The organism is Actinosynnema sp. NPDC020468 (assembly GCF_040642015.1).
Classification (GTDB): domain Bacteria; phylum Actinomycetota; class Actinomycetes; order Mycobacteriales; family Pseudonocardiaceae; genus Actinosynnema.
In genome coordinates, this window is record NZ_JBFAEO010000009.1 from 10683 (window position 1) to 26820 (window position 16138).

Here is a 16138-nt window from a genome sequence, read left to right on the forward strand (position 1 = left end):
TGATTGGTGATCCTGGTGCGGTGGGGGCGTTGGCGGTCGCGTTGGCCGGTGACGTGGAGGGGAGTGTTCGTGGTTCGGCCGCGAAGGCCCTGGGGTTGATTGGTGATCCTGGTGCGGTGGGGGCGTTGGCGGTCGCGTTGGCCGGTGACGTGGAGGGGAGTGTTCGTGGTTCGGCCGCGAACGCCTTGGGGCTCATCGGCCGGGTGGACGCCGTGCCGGCGTTGGTGGCGGCGCTCGCCGGTGACGCGGAGGCCGGTGTGCGTGGTTCGGCGGCGGACGCGTTGGGGCACATCAGGGATCCGCGCGGGGTGCCGGCGTTGATCGTCGCGTTGGTGGAGAACGGCGAGGCGTACACGAGGGGTTCGGCGGCGAACGCCTTGGGGCTCATCGGCGATCCTGGCGCGGTGGACGCGTTGGCGGTCGCGTTGGCCGAGGACCGCGACGCGGGAGTGCGCGGTTCGGCGGCGAACGGGTTGGGGCGCATCAGGGATCCGCGCGGGATTCCGGCGTTGACGGTGGCGCTCGCCGGTGACCCCGACGCCAACGTCCGCGGTTCGGCGGCGAACGCGCTCGGGCTCGTCGGTGATCCCGACGCGGTGGAGGCGTTGGCGGTCGCGTTGGCCGAGGACGCCGACGACTACGTCCGCGGTTCGGCGGCCAACGCCCTCGGTCGCGTCCACGCCCCCGGCGCCTTGGCGCCCCTCACCGACGCGCTCGTGCGCGACGTCTCCGGTCCGGTCCGCGGCACGGCCGCGAACGCCCTCGGGCTCCTGGGCGACCCGGCGGCGGCGGAGGTGCTGCGGACGACCATCCGCGATCCGAAGGAGACCCTGTGGACGCGGCGCAGTGCCGTGGGCTCCCTCGGCCACCTGGACACGGGGCCCGAAGCGTGGATCATGGCGGTCGCCGACCGGCTCAAGGTCGGTGCCAAGAACCAGCCCGCGCGCGCACTGCGCGGTGCCATCGTGGACCTGGTGGCCCACCGGGAAATCGAGCGGAGCGCGAAGGAGTGGTTGGTCGGGGTGATCCGCGAGGACCGGGATCGGATGAACCGCACCACGGCCCTGGAAGGTCTGGCGCGGGCGGGTCAGGCGGACGTCGAGCTGATCAAGTTCATCATCGCGCCCGAGCTGCCGCGCGAGGACGGGCGACCCCGGGACACCGACGCGGGCGTGTGCGGTGTCGCGGCGACCGCCGTCGTGCGCGCCGCGGTCGACCGCCCGGACTACACCGAGGCGCTGCTCCCCAGTGTCGCGCGCCTGCTGGCGCACAAGGACACCCGGTGGGCGACGGTCATCCCGCCCCTGACCCAGCTGCGCCTGCTTCCCCTGCCGGTCGCCGACCGGGTGTTCTCCCGCCTCGTGCAGCTCCTGGACGACGGGCCGGTGGAGAACCCGAACCTGGAACGGGCGCTGGCCGCCGAGCGGGAGTTCCTGGCCGAGCGCCGCCGTGTCCAAGCCGACGTCGAGTCCTTCTCCGGCAACCCGGAGGCGGTGCTCGCCGGATTCCGCCACCAGAAGTCGAGGTTCGAGGTGACCGCACCCAGGAACGGCGACGAATACCACGTCGCCCTGCTCACGGCAGTGCCGGTGGAGACCAAGGCGCTCTTCCACGTGCTCGACGAGCGCGGCGTCCGCCCGGTCGAGGCGCAGCGCGACGGGCGGTACTACGACGTGTTCGAACTGGCCTCCGAGGGCCGTCCGCCGGTCCGCGTGGTGACCACGCAGGCCACCGACCAGGGCGGTCAGTCCGCGGCGGCGGTGACGCGCGACCTGCTGTCGGCGTTCCGGCCGGACCTCGTGCTGCTGGCCGGGGTGTGCGGCGGGTTCGGCGAGCGCGGGGTGTCGGTGAACGACGTGCTGGTCGCGCGGGAGGTGTTCGACTACGGGCCGGAGAAGGTGCGACCCGAGGGCGACGGCCTGCGACCGCAGGTGTACCGCACGGACGAGCAGGTGCTGCGGTTGGTCACCAGGCTCGACGCCCGGGGCAGGTTGGACGAGTCCCTCGGCGGTGGGCAACTGCTGGTGAAGGACTTCGTGAGCGGCGAGAAGGTGATCGCCTGGAAGGACTCCGCACTGCGGGCCCGCCTGCTCGGGTTGTCCACCGACATCGGCGGGGTGGAAACCGAGGCGCACGGGGTGCTGCACGCGATCTGGGAGGCGTTCAAGGTGAAGGACTTCGTCGGCGGTGCGATGCTCAAGTGCGTCAGCGACCTCGGCGACGAGGAGATGACCGTGGACAAGAAGGTCAAGCAGACCGAGGCCGCGCGGCGGGCGGCACGGGTCGCGCTGGACGTGGCGGGAGCCTTCCACCGCGTGGACGCCTGACCCGCGCCGACCTCGTCCCCGGTCCGACGCCGGATCGTCAGCCCGTGCGGGCCGCCAGGGCGGTGGCCGCGGTGGCGGTGTCGGTCCACGCGGCCGTGGTGGGGAGGTCGATCACGGCCAGCGGCGCCACGCCGGTCAGGTCGACGGGGGTGTCGACGGGGAAGGCGCGCAGCGTGGTGGCGTGCGGGTGCAGGGGCACGAGGGCGTCCTGGCCGTCGACGGTGGTGCGCAGGGCCATGACCTGGTCCGCGCCCAGCGCCGGGTCGACCCGGACCTGCCAGGCGGTGGCCTCGACGCCCCGTTCGGCGAGCAGGGCGACGACGGCCTGGGCGTAGGCGTCGGTCGCGGCGATGATCCGGGAGGCGCGGAGGACCCGCAGGTAGCGGTCGGCGGGTTCGTGGGTGCCGCCCTGGTCGTGGCGGACCGGTGCGGGCTGGTCGTCCAGGGTGGCGAAGGTGGCGCGGGCCGCGTTCTCCAGGTCGTTGGGCTTGCCTGCCACCAGTGCCTCCAGCATGCGAAAACGATCGATGCTCGTATTTTGCACGGGGCGTCCGCGGCGCGCCGGGTGCGGGTGGTCGACGCGTACGGTGTGCGGCGGACGAGGAGGCGTGTCGATGATCGGTGTCGAGCGGCTGGGTGAGGCCGTGGACGAGGTCGCGGTGAGCGGGAGGCCGGTGCTGGTGCACGCGGCGCTGCGGTCGTTCGGCGAGGCGGTGGACGCCGACCTGCTGCTGGACGTGCTGTTGGGGCGGGGGTGCACGGTGCTCGTGCCGTCGTTCACCGAGCCGCAGTTCGAGGTCGACCCGCCCGCCGCACCGCGCCCCGCGCGCAACGGGTTCGACTACGCCGACGTGCCCGCCGACCCCGGCGTCCCGGACGGTCCCGGGTACGACGTCGGGTGCGGGCTGGTCAACGAGGAGTTGGGCGTGTTCCCGGCGGTGCTGCTGCGCCGGCTGGACGCCCGGCGCGGCGACCACCCGCTGAACTCGTTCGCGGCGGTCGGTCCGCTCGCGGGCGACCTCGTCGGCGAGCAGGGGCCGAAGGACGTGTACGCGCCGATCCGGGCGCTGGCGGAACGCGACGGGGTGGTGCTGCTCGTCGGCGTGGGCGTGGACGCCATGACCGCGATCCACCTGGCCGAGCAGCGGTCGGGACGGCGGCTGCTCGCGCGGTGGGCGCTGGACCACGACGGCGAGGTGACGGCGGTCGAGGTCGGGTCGTGCTCGGTGGGCTTCACCCGCCTGGAGCCGGTCCTCGCGCCGTTGGCCCGGGTCACGGCGGTCGGCGCCTCGACGTGGCAGGCGTTCTCGGCGGGCGCGGTGCTCGACGCGGCGACGGAGGCGATCGCGGCGGACCCGGCCATCACCCACTGCCCGGACGAAGACTGCTTGCGCTGCAACGACTTCATCGCCGGCGGCCCGATCTGGTGAGTCCTCGGTGGCCGGCGGGCACGCGACCCGCACCGCGGCGCCGGCAGCAGCACTTGGTGGTCGAGGCCGAGCCCCGGCGAGCAGCCCACGACGGCGGGCGTGACGGTCTCGGGTTCGCCCGCGACGCGTGGTCGGGCCGCGGTCACCCGGCCCCGGAGGTGGGCCGCGACGACCGGTACGGCCACCACCGGCGTCGCGAACGTGGCTCCGAGCCCCCGCGGCCGGCACCGTGCCGCAGCCCGGCGAGCGGTATCCGGGAATCCGCCGCGAGCACCGGAACGGTCATTCGAAATGTCTCATTAAGTGGTTTTGTGCCTTTTTGGGCGGGACCTCGACCGCGGGCCATCCGACTTTGGTAGGTTGGCCGTTCCGCCACCTCGTGCCTACAGTGCGTGGGTCGTGATCACCGGATGCCGGGCCGCCCTGACTTTGCCGCGTGAGGTATGTGCATGCGTCATGAGATCCAGGTGGTCGGGCGTGACCGGGCGGATTCCGCGTCGCCGGGGGATTTGGCCCACGCGCTGAGGTACGGCCCGTTCTCGCGGGCGCTCGCCGAGGCCATCCGCCGCCGAGGCCTCTCGCTGGCCCGGGTGTGCGCCCACCTGAAGTCGCACGACGTCGCGATCGCGCAGTCGACCTTGAGCTACTGGCAGCGGGGACTCCGGCACCCCGCCGCGCCGCGCGCGCTGGACACCGTGCGCGCGTTGGAACGGGTGCTCCGGCTGCCGGAGGACAGCCTCGTCGTGCTGGTCGGCCCGGCGCCGCACCACGAGCTGGACCGGCGGGTCGCGTCGATCCCCGAGCTGAGCGAGAGCTGGACGCGCACCGGGGTGCTGCTGGGCGAGTTCGACGGCGTGTCCGGCGTGCCGTGCAACTCCGAGCTGGACGTGGTGACCGTGTTCGACGAGGTCCGGCTGACCGGTGACGGCGGGATCTCGGAGCTGGTGTCCACCATGGCGGTGCGGGCGCGGCGGCCCGGGCCCGACGGGTTCGTGGTGACCCACCAGGCCGAGGCGCCGGACGACATCGCGACGGCGCGGGTGCTGGCCGGCGAGGGGTGTCGGGTCGGACGGGTGCGCAGGCAGCCGTCGTCGGCGGGGATGGTGTTCGAGCTGCTCTTCGACCGCCGGCTCACCGAGGGCGACGTGCACGTGTTCACGTCCACCCTGGTGTTCACCACCCCGGCCCGGACACCGACGTTCTACCGGGTGGTCCGAGGTCCGATGCAGGCCTACCTGATTCGGCTGCACTTCGACCCGGCGGCGCTGCCGGTCCGCTGCACGCGGGTCGAGCGGCCGCGCGAGGGGCTCGCGCCGACGGTCAGCGAACGGCTGCTGTGCGGCGCCGACGGGTTCGCCTGCGCCTACTTCGGCTCGGTCGACCCGTCGATCGCGGGCGTCGACTTCCTCTGGGAGTAGCGCCACACCACGACCGCCGCGAACCCGAGCACCAGCACGCCGCCCGCGATCAGCAGGGCGAGCGTCGTCGTGGACGGACCGGAGAACGTGGCCGGGGGCGCGATCTCGCGCTGGGCGAAGCCGATCCCGTGCTCCTTCTCGTAGTCCGAGCCCGGCAGCTTGTCGCCGTAGCGGGACTTCACCTGCTTCTGGTACTCCGCGAGCGGCAGGAAGCCGCCGACCTCGGACTGCGGCAGGCTCGCCTGGAGCAGTACGACGCCGGTCGGGGTCAGCTCGTACCACCCGTTGATCTGGGGTTCGTTGAGCAGCACCGAGTCCGGGCGCAGGCGCTTGCTCAGGGTTTCCTCGTCGTCGCCGGAGAACACGCTGCCGACCGACCAGTGCCCGCCGCCCTCGGGGTTGGCGCGCAGGGTCGCCCGGTTGCCGTCGTCGGCGGTGGCGGTGACCGCGATGTACTGGAACACCCCGGCGGGTGCGCCCGCGTCACCGCGCACGAACGCCGGGTTCAGCACGTACGCGGCCACGCCGTGGTCGGCCACCGCGACGGTGGCCGGTTCCGCGCCGTGGACCTGCCGGAAATTGGTCTTCGCGAAGCTGATCGCCGCCGGTTGGTTCGCGGCGTCGAGCGCGGCGGCGAAGTCCGCCGGAGAGGGTGGCGGCACCGCCTCGCGCGCCGAGGCCGGCGAACCGGGGAACACCAGGACGACCAGCACCGCGACGAACGCGGCCAATTTCCGGCAGATCACGACCGCAACCCCTTATCGCGCCTTGGTGATGTTCACGATGGTGTCGTTCCAGCGGAACCGGCTGTTGCTGGTGTACTGGTTGTACGCCCAGGTCTGGTACCGCTGGTAGGTCGGCCACGGGTCGCCGACCAGGATCGACTGGTTCGCCGAGTCGTACCCGTAGATCACCTCGGCGTGCCCGCCGCCCGACGTCCAGTAGATGCCGGTCAGGTTCGGGATGCCCGCGTCGATCTGCTTCGTGATGGAGGAGAAGCTGATCGGACCGCCCGCGTCCTGGGCGTTGAACCCGGTGCCGCGGAAACCGCGCACGATCTCGGAGATCTGCGCGGCCTGGTTCGGGCAGTAGCCCGCGGACGTGCCCTTGCCCGCCGCGCAGAACGTCTGCTGGCTGGCGGTGCCGCCCAGCAGCTGCTCGATGCTGGACCCGTCAGCGGCCCAGCACCACTGGTTCTGCGACTGCACCTGCTGGCTGTAGTTCAACTTCTTGGCGGCCAGCGGCGCGGCGTTCAACGACGCGCGTGCCGGTGCGACCTCCTTGATCTGGTGGTGCTCCGCGGTTTTGACCAGACCGTTGGGGTTCTGGTCGGACGCCGCGACGGCCGGGGTCGAGAACGCGACCGAGGCCGTCAGGGCGGTGGCGACGGCGGCCACACAGGGAAGCGTCCGCCGTAGGGATGTCCACTCCACGAGTATTCTCCTTGCAGGGGAGGGAGACGAATACACGTCGACCGACCGCTCGTGTGCGGACCGGCCGGCATCACCGTGCGCTCCCCGTCCCCTCGCGGACAACGGCCGCTCGTCCGGCTCGGGCGACCCTGTGATCGTTCACCGCCGGTTCATCGGCCGGAGAACGGCGGACTTTCTGGTCCTCCGGCGTTCCCGAACCACCCGGATCACCCGCCGGCCGAGAACGTTCACCACCCGTTCACCGCGGTGTGAACGACGGGCTGCCGATCCGGGCGCGCGGTGCGAGAGTGGACCGGTGGCAGACCGGTCCGTCGTCGCGTGGACGCTCGGCGCGTTCGTGGTGACCTTCCTCGTGACCAGGCTGGTCACGCGGCTGATCCGGGCCGGGCGCGGGCCGTTCCGGGACCTGTCGGTCGGCGGCGTCCACCTGCACCACCAGGTGTTCGGGATCTTCCTGCTGCTGATCACCGGCGCGACGGCGCTGGTGTTCCGGCCGGCGGACGGCTGGGCCGACGCGACCGCCGTCGGGTTCGGCGTCGGCGCGGCGCTGACGCTGGACGAGTTCGCGCTGTGGCTGCGACTGGACGACGTGTACTGGGGTCCGGAGGGCCGCCGGTCGGTGGACGCGGTGCTCGTCGCGGTCGTCATCGGGCTGCTGCTGCTCGCCGGGTTCTCGCCGTTCGACGACGACCCGGCGGACGGCCCGGTGGCGGGCGTGGTCGTGGTGGCGGTGAACCTGCTGTTCGCGGTGCCCGCGATCCTCAAAGGACGGACGCTGCTGGGCGTGTGCGGGTTGTTCGTGCCGCTGCTCGCGATCGTGGCCACGTGCCGCGTCGCCCGGCCGGGCTCGCCGTGGGCGCGGTGGCGCTACCCGCCGGGCTCGGCCAAGCGCGCCAAGGCCGAACGCCGGTTCCCGCCCGGCCGGCGCAGCCGCTGGGACCCGCTGGTGGACCTGTTCGCGGGTCGCGACTAGCGGGCGGGCTCGACCTGGTGCCGGCGCACGAGCACGAGCACCGTGAGCACGACCAGGGCGAGGATGTTCAGCACCGGTCCGAAGTAGCCCTTGCCCGGCACGACGGAGGCGGAGATCAGCGAGAAGTCCCACAGGCCGTGCACCACGGCGGGCAGCAGCAGTCCGGCACTGCGCCGGCGCACGAGGTAGAGGAAGTACCCGGACAGGGCGGCGACGAGGACCTGGACGAACGAACCCGGTCCCTCGCTGATCACGTTGGTGGCGTGCGCCAGCCCGAAGATCACCGTGGACCACAGGGCGGCCTTGCCCTCGCTGAACCCGTTGCGGCGGAACGCGGTCAGGCCCAGACCGCGGAACATGCCCTCCTCGGCGAAGCCGACGAACAGCGCGCCGATCAGCAGGAGCGCGGTGAACCCGAGGCCGCGGTCGGCCAGGCCCGCGTAGTTCGTGCCGAGCACGATCGCCGCGAGCATGATCGTCGGCACCGCGATCACCCACGGTCGCACGGGCTTGTCGTCCACCAGCACCGGCCGCCACCAGCCGAGCGCGGTCACCACGCCGACCACCACCAGCAGCGACAGCCCGACCGGCACGGTGATCGAGCGCCACACCGCGTCGACGGTGGTCGGCGCGGCGTACTCCGAGTCGAGGTCGCGGGTGAGGAACAGGCTCGACCCCTGCACGACCACCAGGTACGCCACGACGACGGCGACGTACCCCCACACCGACAGGTTCCTGGCGGGTGCCTTGACCACCGAGTGCTCGCCCATCGGGGAACTCCGTCCGACTCGGGCCCGCGTGCCGACCAGTAGGCCGGATTCTGCGTGCCCGGGTCGCGACCCGCCATTCGGAGCCGTTCGGGCACACCGGCCGGGCCGGAAGGGGGACGAGGTCGGTGAGCGGGTGCTCGCCGCGTTCGGGCTGACCGAGGCCGACGTGGAGTGGACCGCGTGGGGCGACTCGGCGGTCACGTGAGGGTGGCGCGCAGGAAGTCGACCAGCCAGCGCTGCGCCGGGCTGCGCGCGTGCGAGTGCCGGGCGTAGATCGACACCTGGACCGGTTCGACGTGCAGCGGGAGGTCGAACAGCCGGACGTCGTGGCGGTCGGCGAACAGGTCCGCGATCAGCCGCGGCGCCATCGCGACCAGTTCCGAGTCGCGGACCAGGTACGGCAGCGTGGCGAACCGGGTGATCTCCACGGCCACCCGGTCCAGCAGGCCGTGCGCCTCCAGCGCCTTGCGCGGGCCGTCGTGGCCGGTCGGGCCGAACACCGCGATGTGGCGTTCCGCGGCCAGCGCGGGCAGGTCGACCTCGCCGCGCAGCCGGGGGTGCCCGTTCGACACCAGGCCCAGGTAGCCCTCGGCGAACAGCGGCACGCGGGCCACCCGGGGTGTGCTGAGCATCGGTGACGCGATGAACGCGTCGATGTCGCCCCGGCCGAGCTGGTCGGCGGCGTCGGTCACGTCCAGCGGGCGGATCGTCAGCGTCACGTTCGGCGCGTGGGTCGCCAGTGCGCTCAGCACGAGCGGCAGCAGGGCCAGTTCGCCCAGGTCGGACAGGCACAGCGTGAACCGGTGGTGCGCGGTCGGGTCGAACGCGTGCGCGCCGCTGACCGCCGCCTCGATGCCGGACAGCGCAAGGCGCAGCGGCTCGTAGAGGTCGCTCGCGGTGGTCGTGGGCACGAGCGTGCCGCCGGCCCGGCGGAACAGCGGGTCCTCGAAGCGGCGGCGGAGTTTTTGCAGGCTGTAGCTGATCGTGGGTTGGGTGAGGTGCATCGCCTCGGCGGTGGCGGTGACGCTGCGCGTTTCGTAGAGCAGCACGAACGTGCGCACCAGGTTCAGGTCGAAGTCCCGCATCATCGAGCCCATCTATTCCGGTGGTCGCCAACATTTATTGGAACACACCCCGGCCGGGTCCCTAGGGTCCGTAGTCACCCGCCGTCTCCAGGGAGTGACCCCATGCCGACCGTCCGCCGGATCGTCCACGAGTTCCTGGAGCGTCGCGGTCTGACGACGATCTTCGGCAACCCCGGCTCGAACGAGCTGCCCTTCCTCACCGAGCTGCCCGAGTCGTTCCGCTACGTGCTGGGGCTGCACGAGGGCGTCGTGGTCGGGATGGCCGACGGGTTCTCCCAGGTGACCGGGAAGCCGGTGCTGGTCAACCTGCACTCGGCCTCCGGCTCGGGCAACGCGATGGGCGCGCTGACCAACGCGGTCTACTCGCGGTCGCCGCTCGTGCTCACCGCCGGCCAGCAGGTGCGGTCGGCGGTCGGGATGGAGGCGATGCTCGCCAACGTCGACGCGGCGCAGCTGATGAAGCCGCTGGTGGGGTGGGCCGGTGAGCCGACGTGCGCGGGCGACGTGCCGAGGTCGCTCGCCCAGGCCGTGTTCGAGGCGGAGTTGCGCCGTCGGCCGACCTACCTGTCGGTCCCCTACGACGACTGGGACGTGGAGCTCGACTCCTCGGCCGCCGTGACACTCGGCCGGGACGTGCGACGGGGGCTCGTCCCGGCCGAGGCCGTGTCGGCCGAACTGGTCGACCGGGTGGGCGAGGCGCGCAACCCCGTGCTGGTGCTGGGCGGTGACATCGACGCGGACGGCCTGTTCGACCGCGCGGTGGCGCTGGCCGAGCACCTGAACCTGCCCACGTGGGTCGCGCCCTCGCCGCACCGGCTGCCCTTCCCCAACCGGCACCCGCTGGCCAGGGGCGTGCTGCCGGCCGCCATCGCCGGCGTGGCCCGCGCGTTCGAGGGCCACGACCTGGTGCTGGTGCTCGGGGCGCCGGTGTTCCGCTACCACCAGCACGTGCCGGGGGAGTACCTGCCCGCAGGCTGCTCGCTCGTCCAGGTCACCGACGACGCGGGCGCGGCGGCCCGGGCACCGTTCGGCGAGGCGCTGGTGGCCGACCCGGGCGCGGTGATCGAGGCGCTGCTGGCCGGGCTCCCGTCCCGGCGCGTCGAACGGCCGTTCACGCCGAACCCGGAACCGGCGGTGGGCGAGGGCGCGCTGCACCCGGAGCAGGTGTTCGCCGCGTTGCGCGACACCGGGGCCGACGACACGCGGTACGTGGTGGAGTCCACCTCCACCAACGGCTCGTGGTGGCGGCAGATGGACCTGCGTCGACCCGGCTCCTACCTGTTCCCGGCGTCCGGTGGCCTCGGCTTCGGGCTGCCGGCGGCGGTGGGCGCCGGACTCGGCCGGCCCGACCGGCCCGTCGTCGCCGTTGTCGGCGACGGGTCGGCCAATTACGGCGTCACCGCGTTGTGGACCGCCGCACAGCACCGGGTTCCGGTGACGTTCGTGATCCTGCGCAACGGGACCTACGGCGCGCTGCGCTGGTTCGCCGGGTTGCTCGGCACGCCGGACGCGCCGGGCGTCGACATCCCGGGGCTCGACTTCACCTCCATCGCCGAGGGCTACGGCGTGCCCGCCGTGACCGTGACCGACGTGGAGGACCTGCGTTCCCGGCTGAAGGCCCCGGCGGACGGGCCGCGGCTGATCCAGGTGGACACCCAGCCGACCACACCGGACTGACGGCAGCCGTCGACAGGCGGCAGTGAGGGGAAACGACGATGTCTCCCGACCGGACCGCGTGGACGGCCGCGCTCTGCTGGCTGGCCGTCCTGCTGGAGGGCTACGACCTGGTGGCGCTCGGCGCGGCCATCCCGACGCTGCTGCGCACCCACGACCTCGGCTTCACCCCGGCCGGCGCGACCGCGGTGGCGACCGCGTCACTGGTCGGGGTCGCGGTCGGGGCGGGGTTCCTGGCCCCGGTGGCCGACCGGCGCGGGAGGCGGTCGGTGCTGCTCGGCTCGGTCGCGCTGTTCTCGGTGTTCACCCTGGTGCTGCCGCTGGCGCCGAACGTGGCGACGTTCGGCGTGCTGCGCTTCCTGGCCGGGTTGGGGTTGGGCGCGGTGATGCCGGTGGCGCTGACCACGATGGCGGAGAGCCTGTCCTCCCGCCGGGCGAGCGCGAGCACGATCACCATGACCGGCTACCACGTGGGCGCGGTGCTGACGTCCGTGCTGGCGCTGGTCTTCGCCTCGCACTGGGAGGTGCTGTTCTACGGCGGCGGCCTGGCGGGCCTGCTGGTGCTGCCGCTGATGTGGTGGCGCCTGCCCGAGTCCACCGCGTACCTGGCCGCGTCGCGGGAGCGCGTGACGGTGCGCGAGGTGCTGGGCGGCCGGTTCCGCCGCACGACGATCGCGGTGTGGGTCGGCTCGTTCATGGGCCTGCTGCTGGTGTACGGCCTGAACACCTGGCTGCCGCAGCTGATGACCACCGCCGGCTACCCGCTGTCGACGTCGATCACGTTGCTGCTCCTGCTCAACGTGGGCGGCGTCGTGGGCCTCCTCCTGGCGGGCCTCATCGCGGACCGGTTCGGCACGAGGCGCGTGGCGGTCCTGTGGTTCGCCGCGTCGGCCGTGCTGCTGGCCGCGCTGAGCCTGCGCGTGGGCAACGCCCTCCTGCTGAACGCATTGGTATTGCTGACCGGCGTCTTCGTCTTCTCCGCGCAGGTGCTGATCTACAGCCACGTCACGGAGTCCTTCCCGACGTCCACGCGCGGCACCGCCCTGGGCCTGACCTCGGCCGTCGGCCGCCTGGGCTCCATCACCGGCCCGTTCCTGACCGGAGCCCTGGTGACGGCAGGCGTCGCCTACCCGTGGGGCTTCTACTTCTTCGCCGCGGTGGCCGTGCTGGGGCTGGCCGCGGTGTTGGTGCTGCGTAACGTGCCGGCGGAAGCGCGGTCGTTGTAGGCACTCTAAGTTCGGGTCAACTCCGCCCTTTCAGCACCTGGAGATCCTTGGCGGCGGCCACGGACAGCTCATCGCCGAGGTCTTCTGCCATCCTGATGGCAATTGCGGTGAGATCGGAAATGTCGACTTCGACAGGATTCACAGCCAGCCAGACTGCCAACATCTTGATCAACTCTTCCGTCTTGGCCCGCTGCATTCTCGGTCCTTCGAGCGTGATCGCTCGAGCGGTCAGCGACGCGAGGTCGAAGTGATCGATGTCCGCCGTGAAGTGTTTAAGTGCGTGTCGTGCCAGAATGAGAAACCTCAATGCTCCAAAGGTCTTAAGCAGTGGGCCGTCCATCAATTCTTCGACAGCGGCTTCGATCCAGTCGAGAGTTCCTTCGTGTTCGGATACGCGCAAAAGTTCACATATCGTGTCCAGTGGCCTTTCGGCGAGGGTTCGGACGTCTACCCCCTCGCCTAGCAGGAATTTCCTCAGAGTGCTTGGCGCCATTTCACTGGCGATCAGCTCGTACAGAACTTCATTCGATACGGCGGCGGTTTGGCCGGATGCCAGCCTAGCCGCGCGGGAGGTTACCAGCCTATTGGATTGGAATCTCGGGTGGCGCTCGAGTAGAATGTAATTTGCGGCCACGCGGGAACGGTGTAGTATAAGTAAATCAATTCCACCTTCCGAAACTGTGATGCTCAAGTTTCTTTTGTATGCCTCCATGTCCATGGAAAAGAATTCCGCATTGAGCTCCTGGACTGTGGAATACTGTTCAGTGTGGTAGTCGATTTCGGGGCTGTGATTGACGAGCCTGAGCAGTGCTATGCTGCTGGTCTCTTTTACTGTATCAAGCCAATGCGGCAGGGGGTGGTAAGCACCATGGGCGGCTCGCTCGCGCAATATGGCACGAGCGCGGATCTCGTTGTGGAACGCGGAGCCGGCGATCGAGGGGAGATTGGCCAACTCCCTCAGGTCTGGAGGCGGTGGAAAACCTGGGTGGGCGTCTTGGATTGCCCACCCTGACAGCGCGATCAACTGCTCGTCGCCGGTGGCCTTGGCCAGCTCGTAGAGCTCCCACAGTTGGCTCTCGGCTGCGGGTGCGGTGAACGTCTCCCGGGCGGTGAGTTGTAGACCGTTTTCCACCGTGGATTGGAGGATGGCGCTCAAGCCTTGCAGGCCTTCACGGCCGATGCCCGCCCGCCACAGGTCCAGGAGGCTGTGCCACGGTTTGGCTGTCAGCTCGGAACCGAGCCGTTCCATGTCCACGGTGAACGGGCCGCCGAGTACGCAGCGCAACAGCACCAGGTTGAGCGTATAGGTGGCGAGGTGGTGCAACGACGCCGATCGTGGGAACGGGGTGGCGCCTTGGAGCAGCATTGCGGGCGGTGTGGAGTCGGCCAGGACGTGCTTGAGTTGGCCGTAGACCAGCGTGTCCAGGTCGGTGGTGAAGTCCGCCTGGTCCTGGCCGAGTTCGGTCAAGCGGTGCGCGGTCCACTCACGGAGCATGTCCAGTACGACCGGGCGGGTGAACAGCGGGGTCGCGATCAACGAGGCGAACCAGCGGTCGGACAGGTCGACGCGGTTGGCCAGGCTTTGCTGGAGGGTCGGCTGGATTCTCATCAGCCGCGGGATTTCGGTCTCCTGGAGCACCGTTTTCAGCAGCCAGTCGGAAGTGAGGAACTCGCCGAAGGTGTTGTGCAGGAACTCGAAGGCGGCCGGTATCTCGGCGTCGTCCCCGCGCAGTCCGGACTTGGACTCGTGCACGAAGAAGAAGCTGCCCACGAGCAGTTCCGCCTCGCCCAATCGCGCCCCCGGGCCGGGGGTGGCCCCGGAGGCGCGCTTGAAGTAGTCGATGTCGTCGTTCAGGTCTGCTTTGGAGATGTGCAGCGCCCGCCGGTTGAACATGCCGATCGCGGCGATGCCCAGGCGGTCCAGGTCGGTGTCGATCAGTTTCCGCTGTTCCGACTTGGGCAGGGCCAAGAACCTCTTGCCCTGCTCGCCCTTGTGGTGTTCCCGGGTGATGAACCGGATGAGCAGGTTGTGGTAGAGCGCGGTCTGCCTGATGTCGGGGTCCCGGGACAGGCGGTTCCCGTCGGAGTCGTACAGGGCCAGCATGAGCAGCAGCAGCGGTTGCTTCGCCAACTCCTGGATCCGGCCCTCCGAGGGCAGCGTGAAGGGCCGCACGCCGGACGACCGGAAGTACGGCTGGTTGACCCGGTTCCAGATGTCGACCCACGCCGCCTGCCTCGCGATGTCGAACTCCTCCAAGCGCACCACGGTGGCGCCGATCGGGATCACGGCCTTGTCGATCAGCGTCACCCGGCTCGTCACGACCACCCGCACCGGACGGCCCAGCAATCGCTCGCGGCGTTGGAAGTCGGCCACCTGGCGCAGGTAGGTGCTGAAGACCAGGCCGGTGGCCTGCAACAACTCGTCGTACCCGTCGAGGATCACCAACGGCGGCCGGTCGCAGCGCTCCGACAGGTCCGCCCAGTTGACGTCGCGCCCGGTGTCCGCGCGGATCTGCTCCTGGATCTGGCCCTGGATGTCCGAGTCGGGGTTGACGTCCCGCAGTTCGACCCGGACGGGGTGGTATTCGACTGATGCGAGTCGGGCCGCGAGGAGTTCGGTGAGCAGGGACTTGCCCGAGCCCGGGTGGCCGAGCACGATCAGGGGCGTTTCCAGGCTGTACGGACTGGCCAGGTGCGACAGCACGTACCGGCCGAGATCGCTTCGGGCCTCCTGCTCGCCCCAGATCTCCTCGGACTCCAGTCGCACCCCGGGCTTCCCGTAGCGGAGGGTGCGGAACGCCTGGGGGATGTAGATCTCCGACTTGCGCGGGTACCGCAGGTCGACGCCCTCGGCTCCGACGTAGGTGTCGGTGATGACCGGGTTCTCGATGGAATCCCGGTAGGTCACGCCGAGGTCGTCCAGCACGTCATCCAGGCCGTCGCGGGCGATCCGCGCCAGCGCCGTACCCAGCGAGGCGAGACCGACGTCGACGCTTTCCAGGCTCGACGCGGCGCTGTCGAGCGCCGCGCGGACGTCCGCGGTGAGGTCGTGGACGCCGGCCACGGCCTCGCGGACCGCGGTCCGGGTGAGCGCGTGCTCCTGGAGGTTCGCCCACGTCGCGAACTCGGGGAACTTCCGGCACAGCGCCAGGTACTGCTCCACGTACATCTTCTTGGCCACGTCGGGGAGTTCGGCCAGTGAGGCGGAAATCCGGTCCCGGGTCGTCTCGTCCGCCTCGTCCCACGTCGCGAGGCCCTTGATCAACTGACCGAGACCGCGGGCCAGGTCCGCGTAGAGCTGTTCGAGCTGGTCCGCGTTGTGCTCGACCGGGTCGTTGGGGTGCGGCAGCGCGATCGAGTGCCGGGCCAGTGCCGACGCGTCCCCGGTCGTGATCGTGTCGAGGGCCTCGGTGGTCAGGCGCAACCGGTCGCCCGGTACCAGGTCCGCCCGGATGTCGACCTCCATCCGGTCGACCGCCTCGAAGAACGCCGTGTAGCAGCTCAGGCAGTACGCGGTGAGGAGGACGTCGTGCCGGGCGAGCGGGTCGTCCGCGGTGCGAGCGCCGAGCCAGGTGAACACCTTCCGGCCGGCTTTGACGATCTCGTTCTTGGCCCCGATCAGGCCGAACACCGAGGCCGTGGGAACGCCAAGCACCATGGGGGACAGCACCATCAGCGCGCCCGACACCGCGTCCAGGCCGGCGATCACCTCGCTGTCCGGCGAACCCGACTCGAGCAGCGTGCACAGCTCGTCGAACGACAGTTCCGTCTTCACCAGGCGGTCACCCCTCGGGATCGGCGT

General features: G+C 70.8%; 12 protein-coding genes. 6 read left to right on the top strand and 6 right to left on the bottom strand.

The window, feature by feature from the left end:
• Positions 1 to 20 precede the first annotated feature (20 nt).
• Positions 21 to 2327 (top strand): HEAT repeat domain-containing protein, encoded by a 2307-nt coding sequence (locus AB0G50_RS09510; protein ID WP_360104356.1) that lies wholly within the window; start codon positions 21 to 23, stop codon positions 2325 to 2327.
• Positions 2328 to 2364: 37 nt separating this feature from the next.
• Here AB0G50_RS09510 and AB0G50_RS09515 read toward each other — a convergent pair whose 3' ends face one another.
• A complete protein-coding gene (locus tag AB0G50_RS09515) occupies positions 2365 to 2841 on the bottom strand; it encodes a hypothetical protein (RefSeq protein ID WP_360104359.1) in 477 nt (158 codons plus the stop codon).
• 100 nt (positions 2842 to 2941) lie between these two features.
• Here AB0G50_RS09515 and AB0G50_RS09520 point away from each other — a divergent pair, with 100 nt between their 5' ends.
• Positions 2942 to 3757, top strand: a complete 816-nt coding sequence (locus AB0G50_RS09520; RefSeq protein ID WP_360104362.1) for an AAC(3) family N-acetyltransferase — start codon at positions 2942 to 2944, stop codon at positions 3755 to 3757.
• Positions 3758 to 4206: 449 nt separating this feature from the next.
• Positions 4207 to 5175, top strand: coding sequence for an XRE family transcriptional regulator (locus AB0G50_RS09525; RefSeq protein ID WP_360104365.1), 969 nt, complete (start codon positions 4207 to 4209; stop codon positions 5173 to 5175).
• Here AB0G50_RS09525 and AB0G50_RS09530 read toward each other — a convergent pair.
• Positions 5121 to 5921, bottom strand: a complete 801-nt coding sequence (locus AB0G50_RS09530; protein ID WP_360104368.1) for a hypothetical protein — start codon at positions 5919 to 5921, stop codon at positions 5121 to 5123. The genes AB0G50_RS09525 and AB0G50_RS09530 overlap by 55 nt on opposite strands.
• Before the next feature lie 12 nt (positions 5922 to 5933).
• The gene (locus tag AB0G50_RS09535) at positions 5934 to 6551 is read right to left on the bottom strand and encodes a papain-like cysteine protease family protein (RefSeq protein WP_360104691.1); all 618 of its coding nucleotides are present in this window, start codon (positions 6549 to 6551) and stop codon (positions 5934 to 5936) included.
• Positions 6552 to 6903: 352 nt separating this feature from the next.
• Here AB0G50_RS09535 and AB0G50_RS09540 point away from each other — a divergent pair, with 352 nt between their 5' ends.
• Positions 6904 to 7581, top strand: coding sequence for a hypothetical protein (locus AB0G50_RS09540; RefSeq protein WP_360104371.1), 678 nt, complete (start codon positions 6904 to 6906; stop codon positions 7579 to 7581).
• Here AB0G50_RS09540 and AB0G50_RS09545 read toward each other — a convergent pair.
• Together AB0G50_RS09545 and AB0G50_RS09550 are read right to left on the bottom strand one after the other, a co-directional pair.
• On the bottom strand, positions 7578 to 8351 hold the full coding sequence (locus tag AB0G50_RS09545) for a CPBP family intramembrane glutamic endopeptidase (RefSeq protein ID WP_360104374.1): 774 nt from the start codon (positions 8349 to 8351) through the stop codon (positions 7578 to 7580). The two genes, AB0G50_RS09540 and AB0G50_RS09545, sit on opposite strands and share 4 nt — an antisense overlap.
• Before the next feature lie 197 nt (positions 8352 to 8548).
• Positions 8549 to 9439 (bottom strand): LysR family transcriptional regulator, encoded by an 891-nt coding sequence (locus AB0G50_RS09550; RefSeq protein ID WP_360104377.1) that lies wholly within the window; start codon positions 9437 to 9439, stop codon positions 8549 to 8551.
• A gap of 99 nt (positions 9440 to 9538) precedes the next feature.
• Between AB0G50_RS09550 and mdlC the strand changes: the two genes are divergently transcribed.
• Positions 9539 to 11113: a benzoylformate decarboxylase gene (gene mdlC / locus AB0G50_RS09555; protein ID WP_360104380.1), complete on the top strand. Its 1575-nt coding sequence runs from the start codon at positions 9539 to 9541 to the stop codon at positions 11111 to 11113.
• 38 nt (positions 11114 to 11151) lie between these two features.
• Complete coding sequence (locus AB0G50_RS09560; RefSeq protein WP_360104383.1) at positions 11152 to 12336, top strand: MFS transporter; 1185 nt, start codon at positions 11152 to 11154, stop codon at positions 12334 to 12336.
• A gap of 16 nt (positions 12337 to 12352) precedes the next feature.
• On the opposite strand, the gene AB0G50_RS09565 is transcribed toward AB0G50_RS09560, so the two are convergent.
• Positions 12353 to 16111 carry a hypothetical protein gene (locus tag AB0G50_RS09565; protein ID WP_360104386.1) on the bottom strand — a complete coding sequence of 1253 codons (3759 nt, stop codon included), beginning with the start codon at positions 16109 to 16111 and terminating at the stop codon, positions 12353 to 12355.
• Positions 16112 to 16138: the final 27 nt, after the last annotated feature.

Coding starts and splice junctions, on each gene's coding strand:
- AB0G50_RS09560 (WP_360104383.1), top strand. CDS start 11,152: ATGTCTCCCGACCGGACCGCGTGGACGGCCGCGCTCTGCTGGCTGGCC.
- AB0G50_RS09520 (WP_360104362.1), top strand. CDS start 2,942: ATGATCGGTGTCGAGCGGCTGGGTGAGGCCGTGGACGAGGTCGCGGTG.
- AB0G50_RS09545 (WP_360104374.1), bottom strand. CDS start 8,351: ATGGGCGAGCACTCGGTGGTCAAGGCACCCGCCAGGAACCTGTCGGTG.
- AB0G50_RS09515 (WP_360104359.1), bottom strand. CDS start 2,841: ATGCTGGAGGCACTGGTGGCAGGCAAGCCCAACGACCTGGAGAACGCG.
- AB0G50_RS09550 (WP_360104377.1), bottom strand. CDS start 9,439: ATGATGCGGGACTTCGACCTGAACCTGGTGCGCACGTTCGTGCTGCTC.
- mdlC (WP_360104380.1), top strand. CDS start 9,539: ATGCCGACCGTCCGCCGGATCGTCCACGAGTTCCTGGAGCGTCGCGGT.
- AB0G50_RS09525 (WP_360104365.1), top strand. CDS start 4,207: ATGCGTCATGAGATCCAGGTGGTCGGGCGTGACCGGGCGGATTCCGCG.